At 76.5% G+C, this 21,300-nt stretch carries 14 protein-coding genes and 2 pseudogenes; 7 read left to right on the plus strand and 9 right to left on the minus strand.

The features are described 5' to 3' along the window. Positions 1 to 104: 104 nt before the first annotated feature. Positions 105 to 497, minus strand: a complete 393-nt coding sequence (locus ABZ261_RS17410) for a BlaI/MecI/CopY family transcriptional regulator (RefSeq protein ID WP_356859957.1) — start codon at positions 495 to 497, stop codon at positions 105 to 107. Between the two features lie 123 nt (positions 498 to 620). On the opposite strand from ABZ261_RS17410, the gene ABZ261_RS17415 reads away from it, so the two are divergent. Together ABZ261_RS17415 and ABZ261_RS17420 are read left to right on the plus strand one after the other, a co-directional pair. Next, entirely contained in the window at positions 621 to 2,102 is a 1,482-nt protein-coding gene (locus tag ABZ261_RS17415; protein WP_356859959.1) for a hypothetical protein, read from the plus strand. A 124-nt stretch (positions 2,103 to 2,226) separates the two neighbouring features. Continuing rightward, a complete protein-coding gene (locus tag ABZ261_RS17420; protein ID WP_356859961.1) occupies positions 2,227 to 2,715 on the plus strand; it encodes a DUF5709 domain-containing protein in 489 nt (162 codons plus the stop codon). A 216-nt stretch (positions 2,716 to 2,931) separates the two neighbouring features. On the opposite strand, the gene ABZ261_RS17425 is transcribed toward ABZ261_RS17420, so the two are convergent. Continuing rightward, positions 2,932 to 3,141: a hypothetical protein gene (locus ABZ261_RS17425; protein WP_356859963.1), complete on the minus strand. Its 210-nt coding sequence runs from the start codon at positions 3,139 to 3,141 to the stop codon at positions 2,932 to 2,934. A 295-nt stretch (positions 3,142 to 3,436) separates the two neighbouring features. Between ABZ261_RS17425 and ABZ261_RS17430 the strand changes: the two genes are divergently transcribed. The 3 genes from ABZ261_RS17430 (at position 3,437) to ABZ261_RS17440 (ending at position 7,287) form a co-directional block, all read left to right on the plus strand. Next, positions 3,437 to 5,275, plus strand: coding sequence for a glycoside hydrolase family 15 protein (locus ABZ261_RS17430; RefSeq protein ID WP_356859965.1), 1,839 nt, complete (start codon positions 3,437 to 3,439; stop codon positions 5,273 to 5,275). A gap of 153 nt (positions 5,276 to 5,428) precedes the next feature. After that, entirely contained in the window at positions 5,429 to 6,952 is a 1,524-nt protein-coding gene (locus ABZ261_RS17435) for an FG-GAP repeat protein (protein ID WP_356859967.1), read from the plus strand. A gap of 98 nt (positions 6,953 to 7,050) precedes the next feature. Beyond that, positions 7,051 to 7,287, plus strand: a complete 237-nt coding sequence (locus ABZ261_RS17440; RefSeq protein ID WP_356859969.1) for a hypothetical protein — start codon at positions 7,051 to 7,053, stop codon at positions 7,285 to 7,287. Positions 7,288 to 7,588: 301 nt separating this feature from the next. On the opposite strand, the gene ABZ261_RS17445 is transcribed toward ABZ261_RS17440, so the two are convergent. Next, positions 7,589 to 10,102 carry a SpoIIE family protein phosphatase gene (locus ABZ261_RS17445; RefSeq protein ID WP_356859971.1) on the minus strand — a complete coding sequence of 838 codons (2,514 nt, stop codon included), beginning with the start codon at positions 10,100 to 10,102 and terminating at the stop codon, positions 7,589 to 7,591. A gap of 333 nt (positions 10,103 to 10,435) precedes the next feature. On the opposite strand from ABZ261_RS17445, the gene ABZ261_RS17450 reads away from it, so the two are divergent. Beyond that, complete coding sequence (locus ABZ261_RS17450; protein WP_356859973.1) at positions 10,436 to 11,662, plus strand: hypothetical protein; 1,227 nt, start codon at positions 10,436 to 10,438, stop codon at positions 11,660 to 11,662. Positions 11,663 to 11,813: 151 nt separating this feature from the next. Here ABZ261_RS17450 and ABZ261_RS17455 read toward each other — a convergent pair whose 3' ends face one another. From ABZ261_RS17455 to ABZ261_RS17470, 4 genes and pseudogenes are all read right to left on the minus strand, one after another. Further along, positions 11,814 to 12,101: a DUF1232 domain-containing protein gene (locus ABZ261_RS17455; RefSeq protein ID WP_356859975.1), complete on the minus strand. Its 288-nt coding sequence runs from the start codon at positions 12,099 to 12,101 to the stop codon at positions 11,814 to 11,816. A gap of 36 nt (positions 12,102 to 12,137) precedes the next feature. Beyond that, a complete protein-coding gene (locus ABZ261_RS17460; protein WP_356859977.1) occupies positions 12,138 to 13,346 on the minus strand; it encodes a hypothetical protein in 1,209 nt (402 codons plus the stop codon). A 436-nt stretch (positions 13,347 to 13,782) separates the two neighbouring features. Beyond that, positions 13,783 to 15,147: an FAD-dependent oxidoreductase gene (locus ABZ261_RS17465; protein ID WP_356859979.1), complete on the minus strand. Its 1,365-nt coding sequence runs from the start codon at positions 15,145 to 15,147 to the stop codon at positions 13,783 to 13,785. A 279-nt stretch (positions 15,148 to 15,426) separates the two neighbouring features. Beyond that, positions 15,427 to 15,792 (minus strand): annotated as a pseudogene (locus tag ABZ261_RS17470) (C40 family peptidase); the annotation flags it as partial. Positions 15,793 to 18,096: 2,304 nt separating this feature from the next. Between ABZ261_RS17470 and ABZ261_RS17475 the strand changes: the two are divergent. After that, positions 18,097 to 18,303 (plus strand): annotated as a pseudogene (locus ABZ261_RS17475) (hypothetical protein); the annotation flags it as partial. Between the two features lie 296 nt (positions 18,304 to 18,599). On the opposite strand, the gene ABZ261_RS17480 reads toward ABZ261_RS17475, so the two are convergent. Both ABZ261_RS17480 and ABZ261_RS17485 read right to left on the minus strand, forming a co-directional pair. Next, positions 18,600 to 19,298, minus strand: coding sequence for a lipoprotein (locus ABZ261_RS17480; RefSeq protein ID WP_356859981.1), 699 nt, complete (start codon positions 19,296 to 19,298; stop codon positions 18,600 to 18,602). An 80-nt stretch (positions 19,299 to 19,378) separates the two neighbouring features. Beyond that, positions 19,379 to 20,020, minus strand: a complete 642-nt coding sequence (locus ABZ261_RS17485) for a class I SAM-dependent methyltransferase (RefSeq protein WP_356859983.1) — start codon at positions 20,018 to 20,020, stop codon at positions 19,379 to 19,381. Between the last annotated feature and the right edge of the window lie 1,280 nt (positions 20,021 to 21,300).

Genomic DNA, 21,300 nt, shown 5'->3' on the forward strand with positions numbered 1-21,300 from the left:
CCCGGCCTCCCGGCGCCCGTCGGGGCGTGGGTCGCCCCCCGGGGGGCGGGCCCCCCCGGGGGGGGGGGGGGGGGGGGGACGGACCCGCGCACCCGCACGCACCCCTACGGCGCGGTGCGGTCGCCCCCGGCGAGCAGCTCCCGCACCGCCCGCTCCTCCTCGGCGCTCAGCCCGGTCACGAACTGCCGGAGCGCGGCGATCGGGTCCGGGCCCCGGTCCAGGGCCTCGCGCATCGCCGCGGCGGTCACCTCGGCCGCGTTCTTCGCCGCCCGGTACGCCCCGCGCCGCCCGTCGGCGTCCCGCAGCACCATCCCCTTGTCGTACAGCCGCGTGAGGATGGTGTGCACCGTGTTGTACGCCAGCCGGCCGCCTATCCCGGCCTGGATCTCCGCGGGCGTCAGCGGCCGTTCGGCGGCCCAGAGGACGGCCAGCACCTCGCTCTCCAGCTCCCCGGCGCTGCGCCGCTCCGCCCTGCCGCGGGCCCCTGTGCCAGCCATGCCCCAACCTTACAGCGCGTAGGGCCGTCGGCCGGATGGCCGTACCCGCCCGGCGGCCGCGGGCCACGGCGGTTAGCTTGACGGTGTTTTCCCCGACCCCGGCCGTAGGGAAGAGCGGTGAGGATGACCGGCAGCACCCACGTCCCACGCGCCGGCGTCCGGCGCCCGGGCGTCACGCCCGCCGGCCGCGCGCGCCCCCGCGGCACCGCACCGCTCGCGGCGGTCGCCGCCGCCTTCACCCTGGCCCAGCTCCTCCTCGTCCGCCCCGGCATGGGCCTCGGCTGGGACGAGACGGTGTACGTCAGCCAGGTCAGCGGGCACGCACCGGCCGCCTTCTTCAGCGCACCGCGCGCCCGCGGCGTCTCCCTGCTGGTCGCGCCGGTCGCCGCCTGGTCGTCCTCCACCGCCCTGCTGCGCGTCTATCTCGCCGTCCTGTCCGGCCTCGCCCTGTACCTGGCGCTGCGCGCCTGGCGGCGCCTGTTCCCGGCGCGCGTCCTGGCGCTCGCCGGCGCCCTCTTCGCCTCCCTGTGGGTGACCCTCTTCTACGGCCCGCAGGCCATGCCCAACTACTGGGTCGCCGTGAGCGCCCTGACCGCCGTCGCGTGCTTCCTGCGCGCCGGTGCGGACTGCACCGACCGCCTCGCCCTGGCGGGCCTGGCCGCGAGTGCGGCGCTGATGGCGTGGATGCGGCCGGTGGACGCGGTGTGGGCGGCGCTGCCCCTGCTCGCCCTCGGCCCGGTCCGCCGCCACCGGCGGGCGCTGCTCGCGCTGCTCGCGGGGCTCGCCGCGGGCGCCGCCGAGTGGGTCGTCGAGGCGTACGTCAGCTACGGCGGCCTGGCGCGCCGGCTGGCCGACGGCTCGGCCGTCCAGGGCGGTCTCGGCTGGCACCTCGCCGTCGGCCACCAGCTGCGCGGCCTCGCCGGGCGGACCCTGTGCCGGCCGTGCACCGGTGACCTGCCCCATCCGGCCCTCGTCCTGTGGTGGTGCCTGCTGCCGCTGTTCGCCGCGCTCGGGCTGGCCGTCGCGGTCCGGGCCCGGCGCACCGCGGCCACCGCGCTGCCCCTCGCCTGCGCGGTGACCGCGGCCTTCCCGTACCTGTTCCTGATCGGCTACGCGGCCCCCCGCTTCCTGCTGCCCGCCTACGCCCTGCTCGCCCTCCCCGTGGCCGACGCGCTGCTGCACCTGGCGACGGCCCCGCGCCGGTCCCGCCGCCCGGTCGCCGCCACCCTGGTCTGCGCCGGGATCGCCGCCCACCTCGCCGTGCAGCTGGCCGTCCTCGTGCACACGGTCCGCAACACCACGGCCGCCCACCGCGCCTGGGCCCGCACCGCGGCCGAGCTGCACCGCCTGGGCGTCCGCCCGCCCTGCCTGCTCACCGGCCACGAGGCCCTCCCGATCGCGTTCTACGCCGGCTGCGCCTCGGCCGCCACGTCCGGGCCCAACGCCAACACCACCGCGGCCGGCATCGCCGGCACCGCCCGCCTGACCCCGGTCGCCACGCTGGTGCGCACGGGCGCCGAACCACCCGGCTACACCCGCGGCTGGCCGTCCGCCCGGCTGGACGCCGTACGGCTGTACTACGTCGTCCCCGGCGGCGCCGGCTGACCTCCCCGCCGGGCGCCGCCCGGCCACCCCCGGCGGCCACGTCCGTGCGGGTGCCGGCGGGGTTAATGATCCGGTTGCGGGAAACGCGGAGCAGGACCGACCGCGAACCGCGAAGGAGGCCACCATGAGCGACCAGCCGTCCGAGCAGACCCCCATGGCGGACGACGCCTACCAGCCCACCGGCAGCAACGAGGAGCAGGAGGACGCCGGGCCCCTGGACCTGCAGGACGCGGTCGGCGAGCGCACCTACGACGACATGCTCGACGAGGGCTACTCCCCGCCCGAACGCCCCCTCGGCGTCACCAAGCACGGCACCACCGCCGCCGAGCAGCACGAGGGCGAGACCCTCGACGAACGGCTCCGCCAGGAGGTGCCGGACGTGACCGCGCCGGCCGGCGACGAGATCGGCGATCTCCCCGGCGGCGAGGGCGAGCCCGTCGACCCCGAGGCCGGCGCGTCCCGAGCGGGCCGCCTCGTCGCCCCGGACGAGGGCGTCCACACGGACACCGTCAAGGAGGAGATCGCCGACGACGTGGGCATCGACGGGGGAGCGGCGAGCGCGGAGGAAGCGGCGGTCCACGTGGTGCCGGACGACACCGACCTGCCCGAGTGAGCCCGGGGGGTGGCGGCCGCGAACGGCTCCGGGCGCACCGCCCCGGCCGCGGGCGGACCCGCGGCGTGCCGCCGGCGGCCGGCCCCGGCCGCCCGTCTCGCATCCGCCCCCGGGGCCGCGCCCCCGGCCGGACCGGGGCCCGCGGGACGGGGAGACCGGCCGGGCGCGTGCCGCCCGGCCGGTCTCCCCGTTCGTCCCCCTCGTCCCCGGACCGCCCTAGGGCAGCAGTTTCTCGACGGCCGCCGGGCCCTCGGACTCCAGCTTCTGCCGCGCCCAGTCGAGATTCTTCGGTGTGACGTCCCTGCCCGCCGCCATCACCAGGTCCTCGGGGGTGACATCCCTCGGGGGCGCGGAGTGGAGCAGGGCGTCCGGGGTGCAGACGTCGTCGGACGACGACCGGGACTCTTCAGGTGTGGATGTCGACATGATGCCTCCTCCTCGGTCCGGATGACCGCATCCGTGCCGGTGCCGCCGAACGGGGCACCCTCTCACCATTGCCCCCCTCGGCGCACCCTGCATCCGGAGGCGCCCGGGAGCGGTGAGGAGCGCCTGCCCGCCCCACGCGGAACCACTCGCTCTTAAGCTGGAAAACACCCGCAAGGGGGACAAACCGCACAACGGACAATCCGCACCACGGACCACGCCCGCACGCTGACCGCACCCGCGGCACCCCCGCGTCAGCCGGGCCCCGACACCCGCACCGCCCATCGGGAGGCCGCCCATGGCCGAGACGCCGTTCCCCGGGGACGCCGCCCCCGGCCGCCGCTACCTGCCGATCGCCGACCACGGACTCATCGGCGACCTGCGCACCGTGGCCCTGGTCGGCACCAACGGCACGATCGACTGGTACTGCTGCCCGTCCTTCGACGCCCCCAGCGTCTTCGCGGCCGTGCTGGACGCCGAGCGCGGCGGCTGCTTCGAGCTGGCCGCCGCCGCACCGGTGCGCACCAAACAGTTCTACTTCCCCGACACCAACGTCCTGATCACCCGGTTCTTCACGGAGGACGGCGTCGGCGAGGTCCAGGACTTCATGCCGGTCGGGACGGACGCCGCCGCCGAGCCGGGCCGGCACCGGCTCATCCGCCGCGTCGTGTGCGTCCGCGGCACCGTGCCCTTCCGCGCGCTGGTCGCCCCGCGCCTCGACTACGGCGCCGCCGCGCACACCCTGCGCGTCCTGGACGACGTGATCCTCTTCGAGTCCCCCGGCCTGTCGCTGGCCCTCACCTCGAACGTGCCGATGGAGTGCGACGACCGCGACGCGCGCGCCGACTTCAAGCTCGACGAGGGCGACTCCGCGGTGTTCGCCCTGGACCAGGTCGACGGCGCGGTGGCCCCCCGCGGCTGCGCCCTCGCCGAGGCCGAGCACGAGTTCAACGCCACCGTCGCCTACTGGCGGGGCTGGCTGCGCCAGTCCCGCTACCGCGGCCGCTGGCGCGAGATGGTGCACCGCTCCGCGCTCACCCTGAAACTGCTCACCTACGCCCCCACCGGCGCCATCCTCGCCGCCCCCACCACCAGCCTGCCGGAACAGCTGGGCGGCGAACGCAACTGGGACTACCGGTACGTGTGGGTGCGGGACGCCGCGTTCTGCGTGTACGCGCTGCTGCGGCTCGGCTTCACCGGCGAGGCCGAGGCGTTCATGCACTTCGTGACCACGCACATCAGCCCCGGCTGCCGCGACGGCTCGGGCCCGCTGCAGATCATGTACGGCATCGACGGCCGCACCGAGCTGCCCGAGCGGGAGCTGCCGCACCTGGAAGGCCATCAGGGCTCGGCGCCCGTGCGTGTCGGCAACGCCGCCGCCGGCCAGCTCCAGCTGGACATCTACGGCGCCCTGATCGACTCCATCTACCTCTACGACAAGTGGGCCCAGCCCATCTCCAGCGGCCAGTGGGACGACGTGTGCCACCTGGTCGACTGGGTGTGCGACCACTGGGACCAGCCCGACGAGGGCGTGTGGGAGACCCGCGGCGGACGCCGGAACTTCCTGTACTCGCGGCTGATGTGCTGGGTCGCCATCGAGCGGGCCATCCGCCTCGCCAACCGGCGCGGTCTGCCCGCCGACCTGCTGCGCTGGCGGCAGGTCCGCGACACCGTCTACCGGCGGATCATGGACCGCGGCTGGTCGGAGCACCGGGGCGCGTTCGTGCAGTACGAGGGCGGCGACGTCCTGGACGCCTCCCTGCTGATGATGCCGCTCGCCAAGTTCATCGCCCCCACCGATCCCAAGTGGCTGTCCACCCTGGACGCCCTGACCGAGGACCTGGTCTCCGACTCCCTCGTCTACCGCTACGACCCCCAGGCCAGCCCCGACGGCCTGCGCGGGGACGAAGGCACCTTCTCGATCTGCTCCTTCTGGTACGTCGAGGCCCTCGTGCGGGCCGGACGGCTGGACGAGGCCCGGCTGGCCTTCGAGAAGATGCTCACCTACGCCAACCACCTCGGCCTGTACGCCGAGGAGATCAGCCGCACCGGTGAGCAGCAGGGCAACTTCCCGCAGGCGTTCACCCATCTCTCCCTGATCAGCGCCGCGGTCAACCTGGACCGCGCCCTCGGCTGACCCCCGCGCGCGTCCCGGTCCCGCAACGTCCGTCACCGCCGTGTCACAGCGCGTCCCCGCCCCGCAACCCCCCGTGCCGTACGCCGGTCGAACCCCGTGTCGGCCGTGACCAGGCGGCTGACACACCGTCAACCACCCACGGGGGAACAGGACATGACCAGCGTGACCAGCATGACCGGCAACACCCGGCGCACCGCGGGCTCCGCCGCCGTCGCCGCGGCCTCCTTCCTGCTGCTGACCTCGGCGTGCGTCCTCGCCGCGCCGTCCGCGTTCGCGGGCGTGCCCGGCGGCACCGCAGCCGCCGACCGCAACAGCGACTTCGACGGCGACGGCTACACCGACCTGCTCACCGGCGCCCCCGAGGGCACCGTCGACGGCAAGGAGGGCGCCGGCTACGTCACCGTCCAGTACGGCGCCCCGAACGGCATCGGAACGAACACCACCGTCCCCAAGGGGCGGGTCCAGGCGATCAGCCAGTCCACCCCGGGCGTGCCCGGCGCCTCCGAGGCCGGGGACGGCTTCGGCCGGGCCGTCGCCACCGGCGACCTGGACGGCGACGGCTACGACGACGCGGTGATCGGCGCCCCCGGCGAGGACGAGGGCAGCGTCGCCGACGCCGGCCGGGTCACCGTCCTGTACGGCTCCGAGAGCGGTCTCGGCGCCGAGCGGGCCGCCTCGCTCACCGCCGCGCAGCCCGCCGCCGGCGCCCGCTTCGGCCTGGCCGTCGCCGCCGCCCGGTTCACCGGAGACGTCGCCTCCGACCAGCTGGTGGTGCTCGACCAGAAGACCGGCCTGCACGTGTTCACCTGGCACGCGGGCGTCCTGCGGCAGGTCGGCACCCCGCACTCCACCGGCCACCGCATCCAGCCCGCCTACCTCACCACCGGCGACTACGACCACGACGGCTTCGCCGACCTGGTCGTCTCCGGCTACAGCCCCGACGACGACTACGCCCAGGGCTGGTCCGCCCACTACGCGGGCGGTCCCGAGGGCCTCGCCCACCGCGGCGACCTGCACGGCGGACTCGGCTCGGCCTCCGGCGACATCGACCAAGACGGTTACGACGACCTCGTGGTCGGCCAGCTCAGCGCCGTGGACGAGGCGACCGGCGACGCGGACGCGCCCGGCGGTCTGGTCGGCGTCTACTACGGCGGCGAGAACGGTCCGGGCGGCTCCCGGGGCACCGGCGCCGACGCGCAGTGGTGGTCGCAGAACTCCCCGGGCGTCCCCGGCGCCGCCGAGGACGGCGACGCGTGGGGCGCCGACCTGTCCGTCGCCGACGTGGACGGCGACGGCTGCGCCGACGTGGCCGTCGGCGCGCCCGGCGAGGACGTGGGCGCCGTCGCCGACGCGGGCGCCGTGTGGCTGCTGCGCGGCACCCGCGAGGGCCTCACCGGCGCCGGTGCGCAGTCCTTCGACCAGAACACGCCCGGCGTCCCCGGCGCCGCCGAGGCCGACGACTCCTGGGGAGCCCAGGTGCGCCTCGCCGACACCGACCGCGACGGCCGCGCCGAACTGGTGGCCGCCGCGCCCGGCGAGAACGCGGGCGACGGAGCCCTCTGGCTGCTCCCCGCGAGCGGCGACGGACTCCTCACCGGCGGATCCCGGTCCTACGGTGCCGCCGCCCTCGGCGGCACCGCCCGCGGCGCCCGCTTCGGCGAGGCGGTGGACGAGTAGCCGACGCGTCCGACCGGGCGGTGTGTCCGCAGGTCGCAGGGGTACCCGGACGGCCCGAAAGCGGAACCGACACGGTCGAACGAAGGAGGAGACTCCGGATGACCAGCACGAACGAGACCGGCGACGTCACCGGCACCCGCGACAAGGACTACAACCTGATCTGGTACGTCGAGGCGTGCCTGAGCAACGCCCTGCGCCTGGAGCAGTACATCCAGGACGCCGAGCGTGACCAGGACAGTGAGCTCGTGGACCTCTTCCGCAAGGCCCAGGCCGACAGCCGCAAGGGTGCGGAACTGGGCAAGCAGCTGCTGCGCGCGCGGCTGAACGGCGGCTGACGGCCGCCCCCTCGGACGAACCGGGAACCGGGACGGGCCCGGCGGACCGGCGCGGTGGCCGCCGCGCCGCCGTCCGCCGGGCCCTCGCCCTGTCCGGCCCGGCGGCCCCGGCACCCCGGTCCGGGGCCGCCGTGCCCCGAGATCAGCGTCCGCTCGCGCAGCGGCCGCACCCCGATCGGGCGTGCGCGTGGCAGCGCCCGACGCCGTCCGGGCGGGACGCCCGGCACCCGGCCGGGCGGTGATGCGGGGACCGGTCGCGCGGGGCGGCGGGCGGTGTGGTGCGGGCGGGGGTTGTGCGCGGTCACGCGTGCGGCGGCGGGCGACGGGCGGCGAGGAGCAGGGCCACGTCGTCGGGGCGGTCGGTGGCGTGCCGGGCGGTGGCCGTGAGCCGGTCGGCGACCCCCGCCAGGGACCGCCCGCCGCGCCGCCCCGCCGCGGCGCCGACCCGCGCGAGCGCCTGCCGCAGCGCGGTGATCCCCTCGTCGATGTCGGCGCCCGGCCGCTCCACGAGCCCGTCGGTGTACAGGGCGAGGATCGCGTCCGACTCCAGCAGCACCTCGGTGACCGGGTACCGGGCGGCCGGATCGACCCCCAGGACGACACCGCCCGGTATGTCCAGCAGCCGGGTGCTGCCGTCGGGGGAGCGCAGCAGCGGCGGCGGATGTCCCGCCCGGGCGATCCGGACGCGGCCGGTGGCGGGGTCCAGGCGCAGATAGCAGCAGGTGGCGAACTGGCCCGGGTCCAGATCGATGAGCAGGTGGTTCGTACCGCTCAGCACCTCGTCCGGCGGCCGGTCGCCCAGCGCGAACGCGCGGACGGCGCTGCGCAGCTGCCCCATCGTGGCCGCCGCCTGCACACCGTGCCCCTGCACATCGCCGATGACCAGTGCGAGCCCGTCCCCGGACTCCACCACGTCGTACCAGTCGCCGCCCACGTCCATGCCCTGTGTGCCCGGCAGGTAGCGGCCCGCCGTCTCCACCCGCGGATGCGCCGACAGCCGGCGGGGCAGCAGCGCCTGCTGCAGACCGCGGGCGAGGGCCGCCTCGCTGTCGTAGCGCTGGGCCCGCTCCATCGCGTGCGCGATCAGCCCGGCGAGCGCGGTGAGGACCGTGCGCTCGTCGGTGCTGAAGCCGCGCGGGCGGTCGAAGCCCAGGATGCAGGAGCCGACCGGCCGCCCGGAGGCGATCAGCGGCAGGAACGCGCGGGCGCCCTCGTGGGCGTCGAGGGGGATGCCCGGGTAGGCGGCCGCCAGCTGCTGCATCGACTCGAAGAACAGCGGCCGGCCGGTGGTCAGCGTCTCCACGCCGGGCAGGTGCGCATCGAGGCCGACGCCTTCGAACGGGGCCAGGAACCCCTGCGGGAAGCCGGTCTCCCAGGCCAGGTACAGATGCCGGTCCTGCAGCAGGTAGATGGCCAGGCGCCGGCCGCCGAACGCGGGCAGCAGCTCCTGCATGACCACCGCCGACACCTGCCGGGCGGTGACGGCGTCCGTCAGCGCGATGGCCAGGGCGATCGGCCGGTACAGCGGCGCCGTCGAGTGACCGGCCGCCACCGCGTCCTGGACCTCCGGGAGCTGCGGGAGCTGCGGCCCGGCGGTCGGCTCAGCGCCGGTCCCCATGCGGCTGGTCGGGGCGAGCGTGCAGGTCAGCAGGTCCGCACCGGGATGCACCGACACGGCCAGCCAGTCGCCGTCGCCGGCCTCGTCCCGTGCGGCGGCCGGCCGCCGCACGGGGAAGTGCACCGGCTCGGGGGACAGCAGGGCGCCGCGCAGATGGTCGTCGTACGGCGGTCCGGCCAGCCAGGGCATCGCGTCCCACAACGCGTGCCCGAGCAGCTTCTCCCGCTCCCGCCCTGCGAGCCGGGCCGCGGCCGGGTTGGCGTAGACGATCACTCCGAGCCGGTCCAGGCAGAACACGCCCTGCGGCAGCAGGTCGGCCGCGGCGTCCGCGGAGGCCGCCGGACCGGGGTCGAGCACCACCCCGCCGACCGATGCAGCCGCACCGTCCGCGGTCGGCCACAGGTCCACCAGCCGCGGCGCGCCCTCCCGGGACCGCACGCTCAGCGGGGCGCCCGGCGGTCTCCCGGCGGCGGCGTCCCGCAGCGCGGCGAGGATCCGGTGCGCGTCGGCCGGCGCCACGGCCTCCGCGAACTCGGCGACGGTGCGGGGGAACCGGCCGGCGGGCAGGCCCAGCAGCGCCTGCAGCCGGTCGTTCGCGCGGACCACGGAGGTCGCCGGGTCCCAGCTGAACCGTCCCACGGCGGCCTGGACGGGCCGGCTGGCGGGCGGCCGCACGCACAGCGGTTCGCCGTCCCAGACCACGGCGCTCTCGTCCCCGTCGGCCAGACCCAGCAGTTCGGCGCCCAGTCCCTCGGCCAGCCGGGCGAGCCGGTCCCGGTCGAGGAGCTCGTCCAGCGTGTCCGCCACCGCCGGGCGCAGCACGGTGAGCACTCCCAGCGGTTCGGCGCCCCCGGGCACCGGGACGTGCACCGATCCGAACGGGAACGGCAGGCCGGCCGCGAACTGCGGATACCGGCGCATGGTCTCCGTGGCGTTCGGCAGCACCACCTGCGTGCCGAGCCGGTAGGCGTCCGCGACGGGGAAGGGGCGGCCGATGTGCAGCCGCCACCAGGGCCGGAACAGCGGACCGGGCAGTCCCACGAGCGCCGCGAGGCGCAGCAGACCCGGGGTGCCGGACCGCAGGTAGACGCCCGCCACCCGGCCGCCGGCCGCACCGAGCGCCCCGGTGGAGGCGTCGGTCAGCAGCGCGGCCAGCCGGGCCCGCCGGCGGACCGCCTGCTCGCCGCTCCCAGCCATCGGCCTTACCTCGTCCCGTACGCCTCCGGATGGATGACACAGCAAGAATGCGCCACGACCCGCACGTCACGCACCTGGGAGGGACGTGCGGAGACCGCGGACAGGGGGCGGCGAGGGGCCCGTCCGCCGCGGCCGGGCGGTGGCACGGCGTCCTGGGCGCCCGGTGCGGGCCTGCGCCGGGCCAGCACCGGGCGTGCCGTGCCCGGCCCGGCCGTCTCACACCGGTGCCCCACCCAGGTGGCGGGGCATCGGCGCCGCTCCTAGTAATGGACTGCGTAACGCCGCATCCGCACGGGGAAGCCGGTGCGGCCGCGCCCTTCTCCTGGAGCCGAGATGACCACCCGTTCTCCGTCCCCCCGCCCCGACGACTCGCCGATACCTCCGGAACCGGCCGCCGACGGCGTCCCCACCCCGCACCCCCCGCTCGTGACGCGGCCCGCGCAGGCCGCCGGCATGCGTCCGGACACCTCCGCCGGGGACGGCTCGGGGCCCGGCGATCTCCTGCGCGGCCTGGTCCGGGCGGCCGTCGCCGACCGCCCGCTGGAGGACGTCGTACGCCTCATCACGCTGCTGGAACGCTCGCCGGAGCACACCCGGACCACGGCCGAGGCCCTGCGCGCGGCCGGGCGCGACCGGTCCGTGGAGGACGTCACCCGGCTGGTGGCACTGCTGACCGAGCCGCCGCGGGGGAGCGACAGCGCCGACGAGGCGATCCGGGCCGCCGCCGAGCGCCGCCCGCTGGAGGACGTCTCCCGGCTGATGCGGCTGCTGCACCAGACGCCGGTGGCACCCCACTGCGGGGAGGCGGCCGTGCGGGCGGTGGCCGTTCACCGGCCCGTCGAGGAGGTCGCCGAGCTGATCGTCCGGCTGGCCGCGGATCGGAAGGGGCGCGAGGATCGCCTGCCCGAACCGACGGCCTCCGAACCGGCGGCCCCCGAACCGACGGCCTCCGAACCGGCGGCCCCTGTGCCGGCCGGTCCGGTGCCCGACCGTGGCGCCGCGCCGCCGGTGGCCGCGCCGGCCGCGGGAGCCGCGCCGGGCGGGCCCGGGCGTCACGCCGGGCAGGAGTCCGCCGGGCAGCCGTCCGACGAGAAGCGGCATGAGAAGCGGCATGACAGGCCGCCGCGGCCCGGCGAGCGCGCCGGGGACGGCCCCGCGCCGGCGGCCGCCGTATGGGGGGTGCGCGGTGCCGTGCTGCTGGTGCTGCTGTGCGGGGTGGCTCACGCGCCGCGCTCCTGGACCGGTCTGTCCCGCGGGGCGCTCGGGGCGAGCCTGCTCACCTCGGCGCTGTGCGGCCTGCTGGCCCTGGCCCTCACCGCGCGGGCGGCCTCGGGCCGGCTCGTCGCGGCGACGGCCGCCGTGGGCGCCGCCGTGGTGCTGGCCGCGGGACGGGCGCTCGGAGGGCGTTTCGGCCTGCCGGACCCGGTCCGCCCGGAGGCGGCGACCCTGGCCCCGCCCTGGCTCGCCGCCGCGGCGGCGGTGGCGGCCGCGCTGGCCGCCCTGGCGGTCGTGATGGGCACCCTGGCCACGGGCGGCCTCCGCCGGGGAAGGCGTCACTGAGCAGCCCCGGCGCGGCTTCCCGCACGCCACGGCCCGCAGTCACCGCAGGCCGTCGCCCGGCATCGCCACCACGAGCGCCGCGTGTCCCGGCGGACCCGGCCGCCTCGACCCCCGTACGGCGGACGGCGCGGCGCCCGGCGGGTGCGACCGGTCAGGGCCCGGACGTCCCCGGCGGCAGCGGACGGGGCGCCCGCAGGCTGCGCAGCGCGAGCAGCAGGACGCCGATGTCGTCCAGGTAGACGGGATCGGGCAGCAGGTCGGTGGGCAGCAGCAGGTACGCGACCGCACCCCAGAACACCCAGCGCGGCCCCGTCGGCAGCCCGGCCTGCCGCAGCGTGCGCCGGGTCCGGACCAGCCGGACGAGCAGGGCGACGGCGACGGCCAGCAGGGCCGCCGCGACGACCGCCACGATCACCAGCAGGGGCGTGCTCCGGTCCATGCGGCCTCCCTCGGTTCCGTCGTCGAGCCGGCCGGTTCAGGCCCGCCGGTCGTCCGCACCGTCGGCGAGACGCATGCCCTCTGCGTCCGCGCCCACGCCTGGGTGCGACGAGTCGTGCGCGGCGGACGCGGGCTGCTGCCGCCCCAGCGCGGTGAGCCTCAGCCGCTCGAAGGTCCGCGTCAACTGCTGCAACGGGGCCGGCGCCCGCACGGCGGGCCGCTGCGGCGGCAGGGAGGACGCGGGGACGTCACGGTAGGCGGACAGCGCCTCCAGCGCCTGCTCGGCGGCCTGCTTGTACAGGTCCCGCGACTTCGTCATCGCCTCCAGCGCCTCGGCGTACATGGCGACCAGCCGCCGTTCGCGCTCGAGCTCCTCCTGAAGGGTCAGCAGGGTCCAGTTCTCGCGCAGGTCGGTCAGCGCCTCCTCGGCGCCCTCCGGAAAGGGCCGGGGCAGGGCGACGAAGTGCCGCAGCGCCGCGATGAGTTCGGCCGGCTCCGAACCGTCCAGGAAGACGTTGCGCACGCTGTGCTCGCGGCCGTCGTAGTCCTTCGGCGCGGGGTCGGGCGGCAGCAGCACCGCGCCGCCGCGTGGCACCTCGACGTCGAGGACCTTCAACGCCCAGTTGACCGCGCGCAGTTGCTGCGGGGCGGCCCGGTGCTCCACCACGCGGTGCCGCAGCCCCGGCGGCAGCAGCCGGGCGAGCGGCAGCCGGCCCCGCTCGTCCGGCGTCATCGCCTCGTGCACGACGACGTGGACGCACCAGGACTCGCGGGCCGCGTCGCGCAGCCGGCGCCGCATCTCCCTGTCGTCCTCGGGCAGCGCGTTGACGTGCCGGAGACGCAGGCCGGCGACGGTGGCGTGGTGGTCCCAGGCGCCGTCGCCGCCCTCGTCCGAGCCGGTCTCCGGCCAGAACAGGGTCGCGGGGGAGGGCCATGCGTCGTCCCAGGCGCGCTCCGCCTCCGCGACGAGCCGCCACTCGTGGCCCTGGGGACGGCTCCGGTGCGGTACGAGGGTGAGCCGGGCGCGTACGGTCACCGTGCCGGCGGCCCGCCAGCGTGCCTCGAAGACCCGTCGGGACGGGTCCTCGGCCACGGGCGGCTCGGCGAAGTCGTCGATGTCGCCGCGCTCCTTGTGCCGGCGCAGGGTGCGGCGGACGACCTCCTCGGGGGCGGGACCGGTGTGGCGGCCCCGGGCCGCCCAGAGGGTCTGCGGGACGGTGGCGCGGTCGGTGGCGGAGTTCGACATGAGCCAATCTGCTGGTGGGGGCCGGTGCGTCTCCCAGTATCCCCATTCGGCCGGGTGACACGTCGACAGGGGCGCGCCGCCGCGCGGCACCGCGGGTGTGCGCCCCGCGTGCGGCGGCCCCACCGCACGCCCGGGGTGCGCGCGGCGCCTGCCGGACGGTCGCCGGTGATGGGGCCGGCCGCCCTCGTCCCGCGCCGCCGCGGGCCACGTCCGGTGCTCGGGGCCCGCCGGTCGGTCCGTTCGGCGGCCGTCCCTTCGCTCCGGCCGGGCGAGGCGGGGTGGGCCGCGCCGGTGCGGCGGGCGGACGCGCAGGCACCGCGCCGTCGGCGGCTCGACGGACGGCCCGGCCGCCGGCGGCGCGGCCCGTCGCACGAGGCGGCGGTCGCGGGGCGCCACCGCCGCGGGGCGAGGGCGGGCGTCCTGCCGGACGCGTGACCTACGCCCCGCTCTCCCGCAGCATGTCCTCGCGCTCGACGATCTTCACCCGCTCGCGGCCCTGCGGTGCGCCCAGGGCGCGCTCGGCCGCGTCCAGCCGGTACCAGCCCTCCCAGGTGGTGAAGCGGACGTTCCGCTCGGCGAGGAAGGCGTCGACGGCCTCCGGCTCGGGCGCGGACGGGGTGTGCAGCCGGCCGCCCCGGTAGTCCTCCAGGAGGTTCGCGACGGTCTCGTTGGCGTCGCCCTTGGTGTGGCCGATCAGACCGACGGGGCCGCGCCGGATCCAGCCGGTGACGTAGGTGGACTGCAGAGGGGCGCCACCCTCCTCGATCACCCGGCCGCCCTGGTCCGGGACGGTGCCGGTCTCCATGTCCCAGGGCAGCTTGGGCAGTTTCTCGGACAGGTAGCCGACCGCGCGGTAGACGGCCGTGACGTCCCAGTTCTTGAACTCGCCGGTGCCCTTGACGTTGCCGGTGCCGTCCAGGGCGGTGCGCTCGGTGCGCAGGCCGACCACCTTGCCGTCCTCGCCGAGGATCTCCACGGGCGACTCGAAGAAGTGCAGGAACAGCTTGTGCGGGCGGTCGCCGACGTCGCGGATCGCCCAGTTCTCCAGCGTCTTGGCGACCATGTCGGCCTGCTTGTTGCCGCGCCGCGTCGCGATCGAGCCCTCGTCGTAGTCGATGTCCTCGGGGTCGACGATGACCTCGATGTTCGGCGAGTGGTCCAGCTCGCGCAGCTCCATCGGGCTGAACTTGGCCTGCGCCGGGCCGCGGCGGCCGAACACGTGGATCTCCACGGCCTTGTTGGCCTTCAGGCCCTCGTAGACGTTCGGCGGGATCTCCGTCGCCAGGAGCTCGTCGGCGGTCTTGGCGAGGATGCGGGCGACGTCGAGGGCGACGTTGCCGACGCCGAGCACGGCGACCTTCTCCGCCTCCAGGGGCCAGGTCCGCGGCACGTCGGGGTGGCCGTCGTACCAGGACACGAAGTCGGCGGCGCCGTAGGAGCCGTCCAGGTCGATGCCGGGTACGGGCAGTTCCCGGTCGGCCGCCGCTCCGGTGGAGAAGATCACCGCGTCGTAGAAGGCGCGCAGGTCGTCCAGGCTGACGTCGGTGGGGTAGGCGACGTTGCCGAACAGGCGGATCTGCGGCTTGTCCAGCACCTGGTGCAGGGCGGTGACGATGCCCTTGATGCGCGGATGGTCGGGCGCGACGCCGTACCGGATCAGGCCGAACGGGGCGGGCATCCGCTCGAAGAGGTCGATGGACACGCCGGGGTCGGCGGCCACCTCGGACTTGAGCAGGGCGTCGGCGGCGTAGATCCCGGCGGGGCCGGCTCCGACGATGGCTACCCGCAGGGGGCGCGGCATGATCAGGTTCCCTTCGAGCGTGAACGGGCGACTCGATGAGAACCCTAAACTAAGGTGAGCCTAAGTTGGTACGGGGGTCCCGTCTATGACCCCATAAGCCGATCTTATGAGGTGCCGCAGGGCTGCTTATGGAGGGTCCGCCGGACCCCCGCGGCCCGGCGCGACGTCCCGGCGGGCCGCCTCAGGAGGTGGTGCGGACGCGACCCGGGCCGCCAGGGTCCGGCTCCCGCGGCGGCCGGCGGCCGGGGCCCCGAGGTCCTGCCCGGCCCGCCGGACGGTTCAGGCCGGCCGGACGATCCGGTGGATGGCCGCCTCTCCTGCCCCGTACACCGACTCCTCGCGGATGGTGGAGCCCGGCCCTGGGGCGTGCACCATCATCCCGTCGCCGACGTGGAGGCCCACGTGCCGGTCGTCGTCGAAGAAGAGGACGAGGTCGCCGGGTTCCATTCCGGCCGTCGTGACCGGGGTGCCGGCGAGGGCCTGCTCGTGCGCGGCGCGCGGCAGCGCGACCCCGGCGGCCTTCCAGGCGGCCTGAGTGAGGCTGGAGCAGTCGTACGAGTCCGGCCCGGTCGCCCCCCACACGCACGGCTTCCCGACCTGCGCCCGCGCGAACGCGATCGCCTTGGCGGCCCGCAGGGCCCGCGAGTCGGCGCCGCCGAGGGAGGCGGCCGGGGCGGGGTACGCCGGGACGCCGGTGGCGGGGGTGTGGGCGGCCGCGTAGGCGGAGATGACGGGCGCGGGCATGGCCGGGAGCGGAAGGGAGCCGGTGGCGGCGACCGGTGCGGCGGCGGCCGGGAGCGGGAACGTACCGGTGCCGGCTGCCGCTGCGGCGGTGGCCGGGGCGGGGTACGTCGGGATGCCGGTGGCGGGGGTGTGGGTGGCCGGGTGAGCGGAGGTGACGGGCGCGGCGGCGGGGAGGGGTACGGACCCGGTGCCCATGGCGGGCGCGGAGGTGGCCTGGGCCGGAAAGGCGGCCGCCGGGGCAGAGGTGGCCTGGGCGGGGAAGGAGCCGGTGGGGGTGGCCGGGGCGGGGTATGACGGGATGCCGGTGGCGGGGGTGTGGGTGGCCGCGTGAGCGGAGGTGACGGGCGCGGCGGCGGGGAGGGGTACGGACCCGGTGCCCATGGCCGGCGCGGAGGTGGCCTGGGCCGGAAAGGCGGCCGCCGGGGCAGAGGTGGCCTGGGCGGGGAAGGAACCGGGGGCGGTGGCCGGGGCGGGGTATGCCGGGATGCCGGTGGCGGGGGTGTGGGTGGCCGCGTGAGCGGAGGTGACGGGCGCGGCGGCGGGGAGGGGTGCGGACCCGGTGCCCATGGCCGGCGCGGAGGTGGCCTGGGCCGGAAAAGAGCCGGTGGCGGCCGCCGGGACAGAAGCGGCTCGAACCGGAGAAGAACCGGTGCCCGTCGCGGGCGCGGAGGCGGCCGGAAGCGGGAAGGAACCGGTGGAGGCGGGCCGGACCGGGAAGGAGCCGGTGGGGGTGGCCGGTGCGGAGGACGCCGGATACGGGTGGGAGCCGGTGTCGGTGACGGAGGGGACGGCAGGGTAGGCGGGGACGCCGTCGGCGGGGGCGAGGGGCGCCGGGAGGGGGAACGCGCCCGTGCCGGTCGCCGGGGTCGCGGCGGCCGCGGCCGGGACCCCGGGCGGCGCCGGAGGCGTCGGTGCGGTCCTCGCCGGTGCGCCGGCTGCCGTCGACGGCGGCTGCTGCCACTGCCCCGTCCGCTGTCCCGGCCGGTCCGCGGCGAGGCCGGTGGTGTGCCGGGTGAGCAGGTCGCGGGCGGTGGCGAGTTTGACCCGGGTGCCCGCCTTGGAGGGGAGGGGGGACGGGCTGCCGGGCAGCGTCCTGGGCGCCCGCGCCCGGTTCCCCTGGGCGGTGGGCGGCGCGGCGGGCGGCAGGAGAGCCGTCCCGGCCGGAACGGGACCGGCCGCGCCGGGCTCACCGAGGGTCAGCAGGCCCGCCGGGCTGCCGGACGCCACCGGTTCCGGCGCACGTCCGCCGACGGGTTCCGCGGCAGCCGAGTCCATCGGCGCGGGCGCGGGTCGAGGAAGCGAGGCGCCGGGCAGCGCCGCACCCACGGCTCCCGGGGCCGCCGCCGGCCAGTCCACGGCGGCCGCCTCCGACCGGCCGCCCGGCGACTCGCGCACATCCGGGCGGGCCGCCGACGCGCCCGCATCGCCGCCGGCCGCCGACGCGCCCGCAACGCGGCCCGGCCACATGCCCTCGGGACGCCCGCCCGTCGGCTCCGCCCGGTCGGCGCCGGCCGGCAGCGCGCCCACCGCGCGCCCGCCCGCCGACCCGGCCGCCGGAAGAGCCGACGGCAGCTCACCGGCCGCCCGGCCGGCACCCCGCTCCAGGGCGAGCGGCGCCCGCGCGGACGGGCCGGGGCCCAGCGCTTCGCGCTCGCCGCCCGCGAGGCCGCCGCCTGCGCTGCGGTCCTGGGAGCCCGCCGGGGCGGCCGGACGGTCGGGCAGCCGGTCGGCCGGCAGGACGGCGGGGACGGTCGGGCCGGCCTTGGCGCGGGCCGCGTCGAACCACTGCCGGGTCAACTCCTCCAGTGCCGGGTCCGTGTGCCCGCCGGACCGCCGCTTGGCCAGCGGAACCCCCCGGGAGCGCGTCCGGGCGGCCATGGCCCGGGTCGCGTTGAAGTTCCCGGTCGCGTTCTCGGCTCGGTCGTACAGGGAGTTGATCCGCTGCTCGACCTCGTCGCGGCTCTCCGGCGCCATGGAAGACGTGCTCCTTCCTTGCCCCGCGGGGCAGTTGGACGGCTCGCCGGGGCTGAGCCGGGCGGCCTCGCGTCAACCTAGCCAACGTGTGTACCTGGTGTGAAGGTTGAGGTGCTAAATGTCCGATACGTATGTGTGATGTTCGCAATGGGGTTCGAGCGGGAAAGGGGTGGCGTCATGATTTCCTGTGAGATCCCGGTGAATCCGCGATTCCGTTGAACGCGGCGGCTTCGCACGCACGTGGCCTTCACCACCGCCGACGGTGCCTGCCCGGCGGGCTTCCGCCCGATCCCGCAGCTGGTGCAGCGCATCGTCTACGACATCGCCGCGCCGAGCGTCGCGGACGGCGGCCGCACGGTCCCGCTGTTCGCCGTGGACTCCTTCCCGGAGCAGCTGCACAAGCCCGTCACCGACCACGGCGACTTCATCAACGTCTTCGGACGCGCGGACGCAGCCGCAGGCGGCGCGCGGGGGCCTGGCGGAGACGGGGGCCCGCCTGTGGCCCGCGGCCATCGGCACGCTGCTCGCCCTGTCCGGCCTGTTCATGCTGATCCGGGCGAGGCGCCTGACCTACTGACCACAGGCGCGCCGCACCGGGCGCCGCGCGATGGCCGCCCCTCGACCCGCGGGGAGCGGCCATCGCACCGAACTCGACGGGACACCGCTCGTCACAGCGCACCCGGGCCGCGACACCCCGGCCGGGCCACGGCCCGGATCAGGCGCCGGCCGGGCCGTCAGGCGAGCTTCAGCGTCCGCTTGGCCAGTTCGTAGGCGGGCCGCATCTCCTCGTGCTCCTCGCTGTCCAAGCCGCCGAGGTGCAGGACGACCGGCCCGTCCGGCGTGCTGACGGCGAAGGCGCTCTCCTTCTTCGTCTCGTCCAGCAGCTTGCTCGTGTGGAGGTACTCGACCTCCACGGCCGGGACGCCGCCGCCGGTCGTGAAGGAGCGGTAGGCAGCCTTGCCCGCGCCGTCCTCGGCGGCGACGAACGCGCGCAGCACACCGCGCGCGTCCGCCTTGCCGGCCTTGCCGGTCCACACGCGCAGGAAGCCGATGTTCCCGGCCGGTTTGGCGTCGATCTCGCACGCCGTGGTGACCGGGCCCTGGCGCAGGAGGGCTTCGGCGAGGTCGCCGCCGAGGTCACCGTCCTCGCCCTCGGACGCCTCGGCCAGCTCCTTCGCGGCGTCGATCGGCTTGGCCTTCCAGTGCTCGGCGATGTCGAAATTGACGGGCAGTTCGCAGGCCGACCCGGCGGCGCCGATCGTTCCGCCGCTCGCCGCGGCCGTGCCACCGGCCTTCGCGCCCCCGGCGCTCGGCGAGGCACTCGCCTGCTTCCTCCCGTCGCCGTCCGACGACTCCGCGCATCCGCCGAGCACCGCGACCAGCGCCGCGACGACGATTGCACGGCCGCCTGCGGCCCCCACCCTGACCTGCACCCTCGACTCCCCTCCGATGTGGAGCCGTCACTGTAGCCGAGGGCGGGGGCGGCGCCGAGCGCGCTACGGCCGCAGGCGGCTCATCCGGCGCCGCGGCGGGCGTGCAGGAACAGGTGCGGTTCGGGTACGGCGTCGGGGTGGTCCGGGGTGAACACGGTGCGCTCCTCGCTCAGCACCGTCAGACCGGCGTCGGTCACGAGCCGGTCGAACGCCTCGGCGGTGAAGCTCGTCACCCGTACCGGCTGCCCCATGAACAATCCCTCGGCGTCCTCCACGTCGAGGGGCACCGTGGCCAGTGCGACGAGGCCGCCGGGCCGTACTGCCCGGGCCAGCTTCGCCACGACGGCGGCCTGTTCGGCGCGGGACATCTGCAACAGCGAGAAGTACGCGCACACCGCGTCGAACGAGGCCTCGGCCAACGGCGTGACGCGGATGTCGGCGAGGCGGAACTCGGCCCCGGGTACCCGCCGGGCGGCCAGGCCGACCATGACCGGCGAGACGTCGATGCCGAGCACCCGGTGCCCGGCGTCGGCGAGCGTCTGCGCGGTCGGCCGTCCGGTGCCGCTGCCCACGTCGAGCACCCTGCTGCCGGGCGCCAGCGTTTCCAGCAGCCAGGCCAGCGAGGCCCGGTGCGGCGCGGAGGCGGCGAAGGCCCGCTCGTACTGGAGCCCCAGCGCGTCGAACACCACGGCGGCCGGCGCCCGGCGGTCCTCCTCGGTCACGACGACTCCTCCCGTCCTCCCGCGGCGCCCCGGTGCGCCGCTCGCGCCGCCGCCCGCGTCCGCGAGGGACGGCGGACGCTCGGGGGCGCCGGTTGTGCCTACCCTGCTGATCGTCCGTCACACCCCGCCCCCGCACCGCCAGGCACTGTTCGGGGCCGGGCGCCCGAGATGCCACGGCGCCGCCGGCGCGGCCACCGGAGTGATCTTCCCGCGGTTGCGATCGGTGACCGGCGTGGGCGAAGGACGCCTTCAGGCCGCTCTGTTAGTCCTTTTCATGTGTTCATAGGACTATTGGAGAGGGGGTGGCGGGCCTTCGGGGCACGCCTCGCCGCGGTGCTGCCGCTGCTCGTGGCCGTGTCCGGCGGACCGGCGCCGCGCGCCGTCGCCGACGGCGCCGGAAGCCGTGGCCTCGCCCTGGAGGTCGCCGTCGACACCCGGCCGGGCACGGCGGCCACCCGCCCCGGCATCCGCGTCGGCAGGCCGCTGATGAAGAGGTACCGGCTGGTCAACCGCACCGGGGCCGACCTGTACGACGTACGGGTGAGCGACCCGGGCCTGCCAGGAGCCGCCATCCGCTGCCCCGGCGGCGGCGATCGCCTTCCGATGCTCCGGGGCCTCGACGCGGCCACCTGCACCGCGTGGGCCACCGCGCGCGCGGGCACCTGGATCTCCGACGTCACCGCCGTCGGCAGCGTCCCCTCCCTCGGCACCCGGTCCCGGGCGGTCGCGCGCTCCGGTTACGCCGGGGTCGGCGGGCGACTGCAGATGACCGAGACGGTCCGGACCGAGCCGGACACACCGGCCGCCACTGTCGTCTACGACGTGACCAACACCGGCAACCGCACGGTGTTCGACCTCCGCCTCACCGATCCGGTGCTCCAGCCGTCCCGCATCGTCTGCGCGACGGGCGACGACACCGTCCCGCTTCTGGAACCGGACGGCACCGCGCGATGCAGCGCGAGCGTGGAACGCCCTCCGGGCCGGCACCGCAGCGAAGGACACGTCACGGGAACCGACCGGATCAGCACCCTCCGGCCCGACGGCTGCCTGGAACCGCCGCCGCTGCTGAAGGCCCGGGCGAGCGGCGAGTTCACCCTGCTCCCTCCCGTGCCGCCGGCGGCCCCCGCGCCGCCGCCTGCATCCGTACCGCCCCCGGCGGCTCCGCCGCCCGTCCCCGCTCCGCCCACCCCGCAGGCCCCGCCTGTTCCTCCCGTACCGCCGGTCCCGGTCCCGCCCGCTGCGCCCCCTCCGCCTCCGACGCCGCCGGTCCTGCCCGTGCC

The organism is Streptomyces sp. NPDC006193 (assembly GCF_040613915.1).
Classification (GTDB): Bacteria; Actinomycetota; Actinomycetes; order Streptomycetales; family Streptomycetaceae; genus Streptomyces.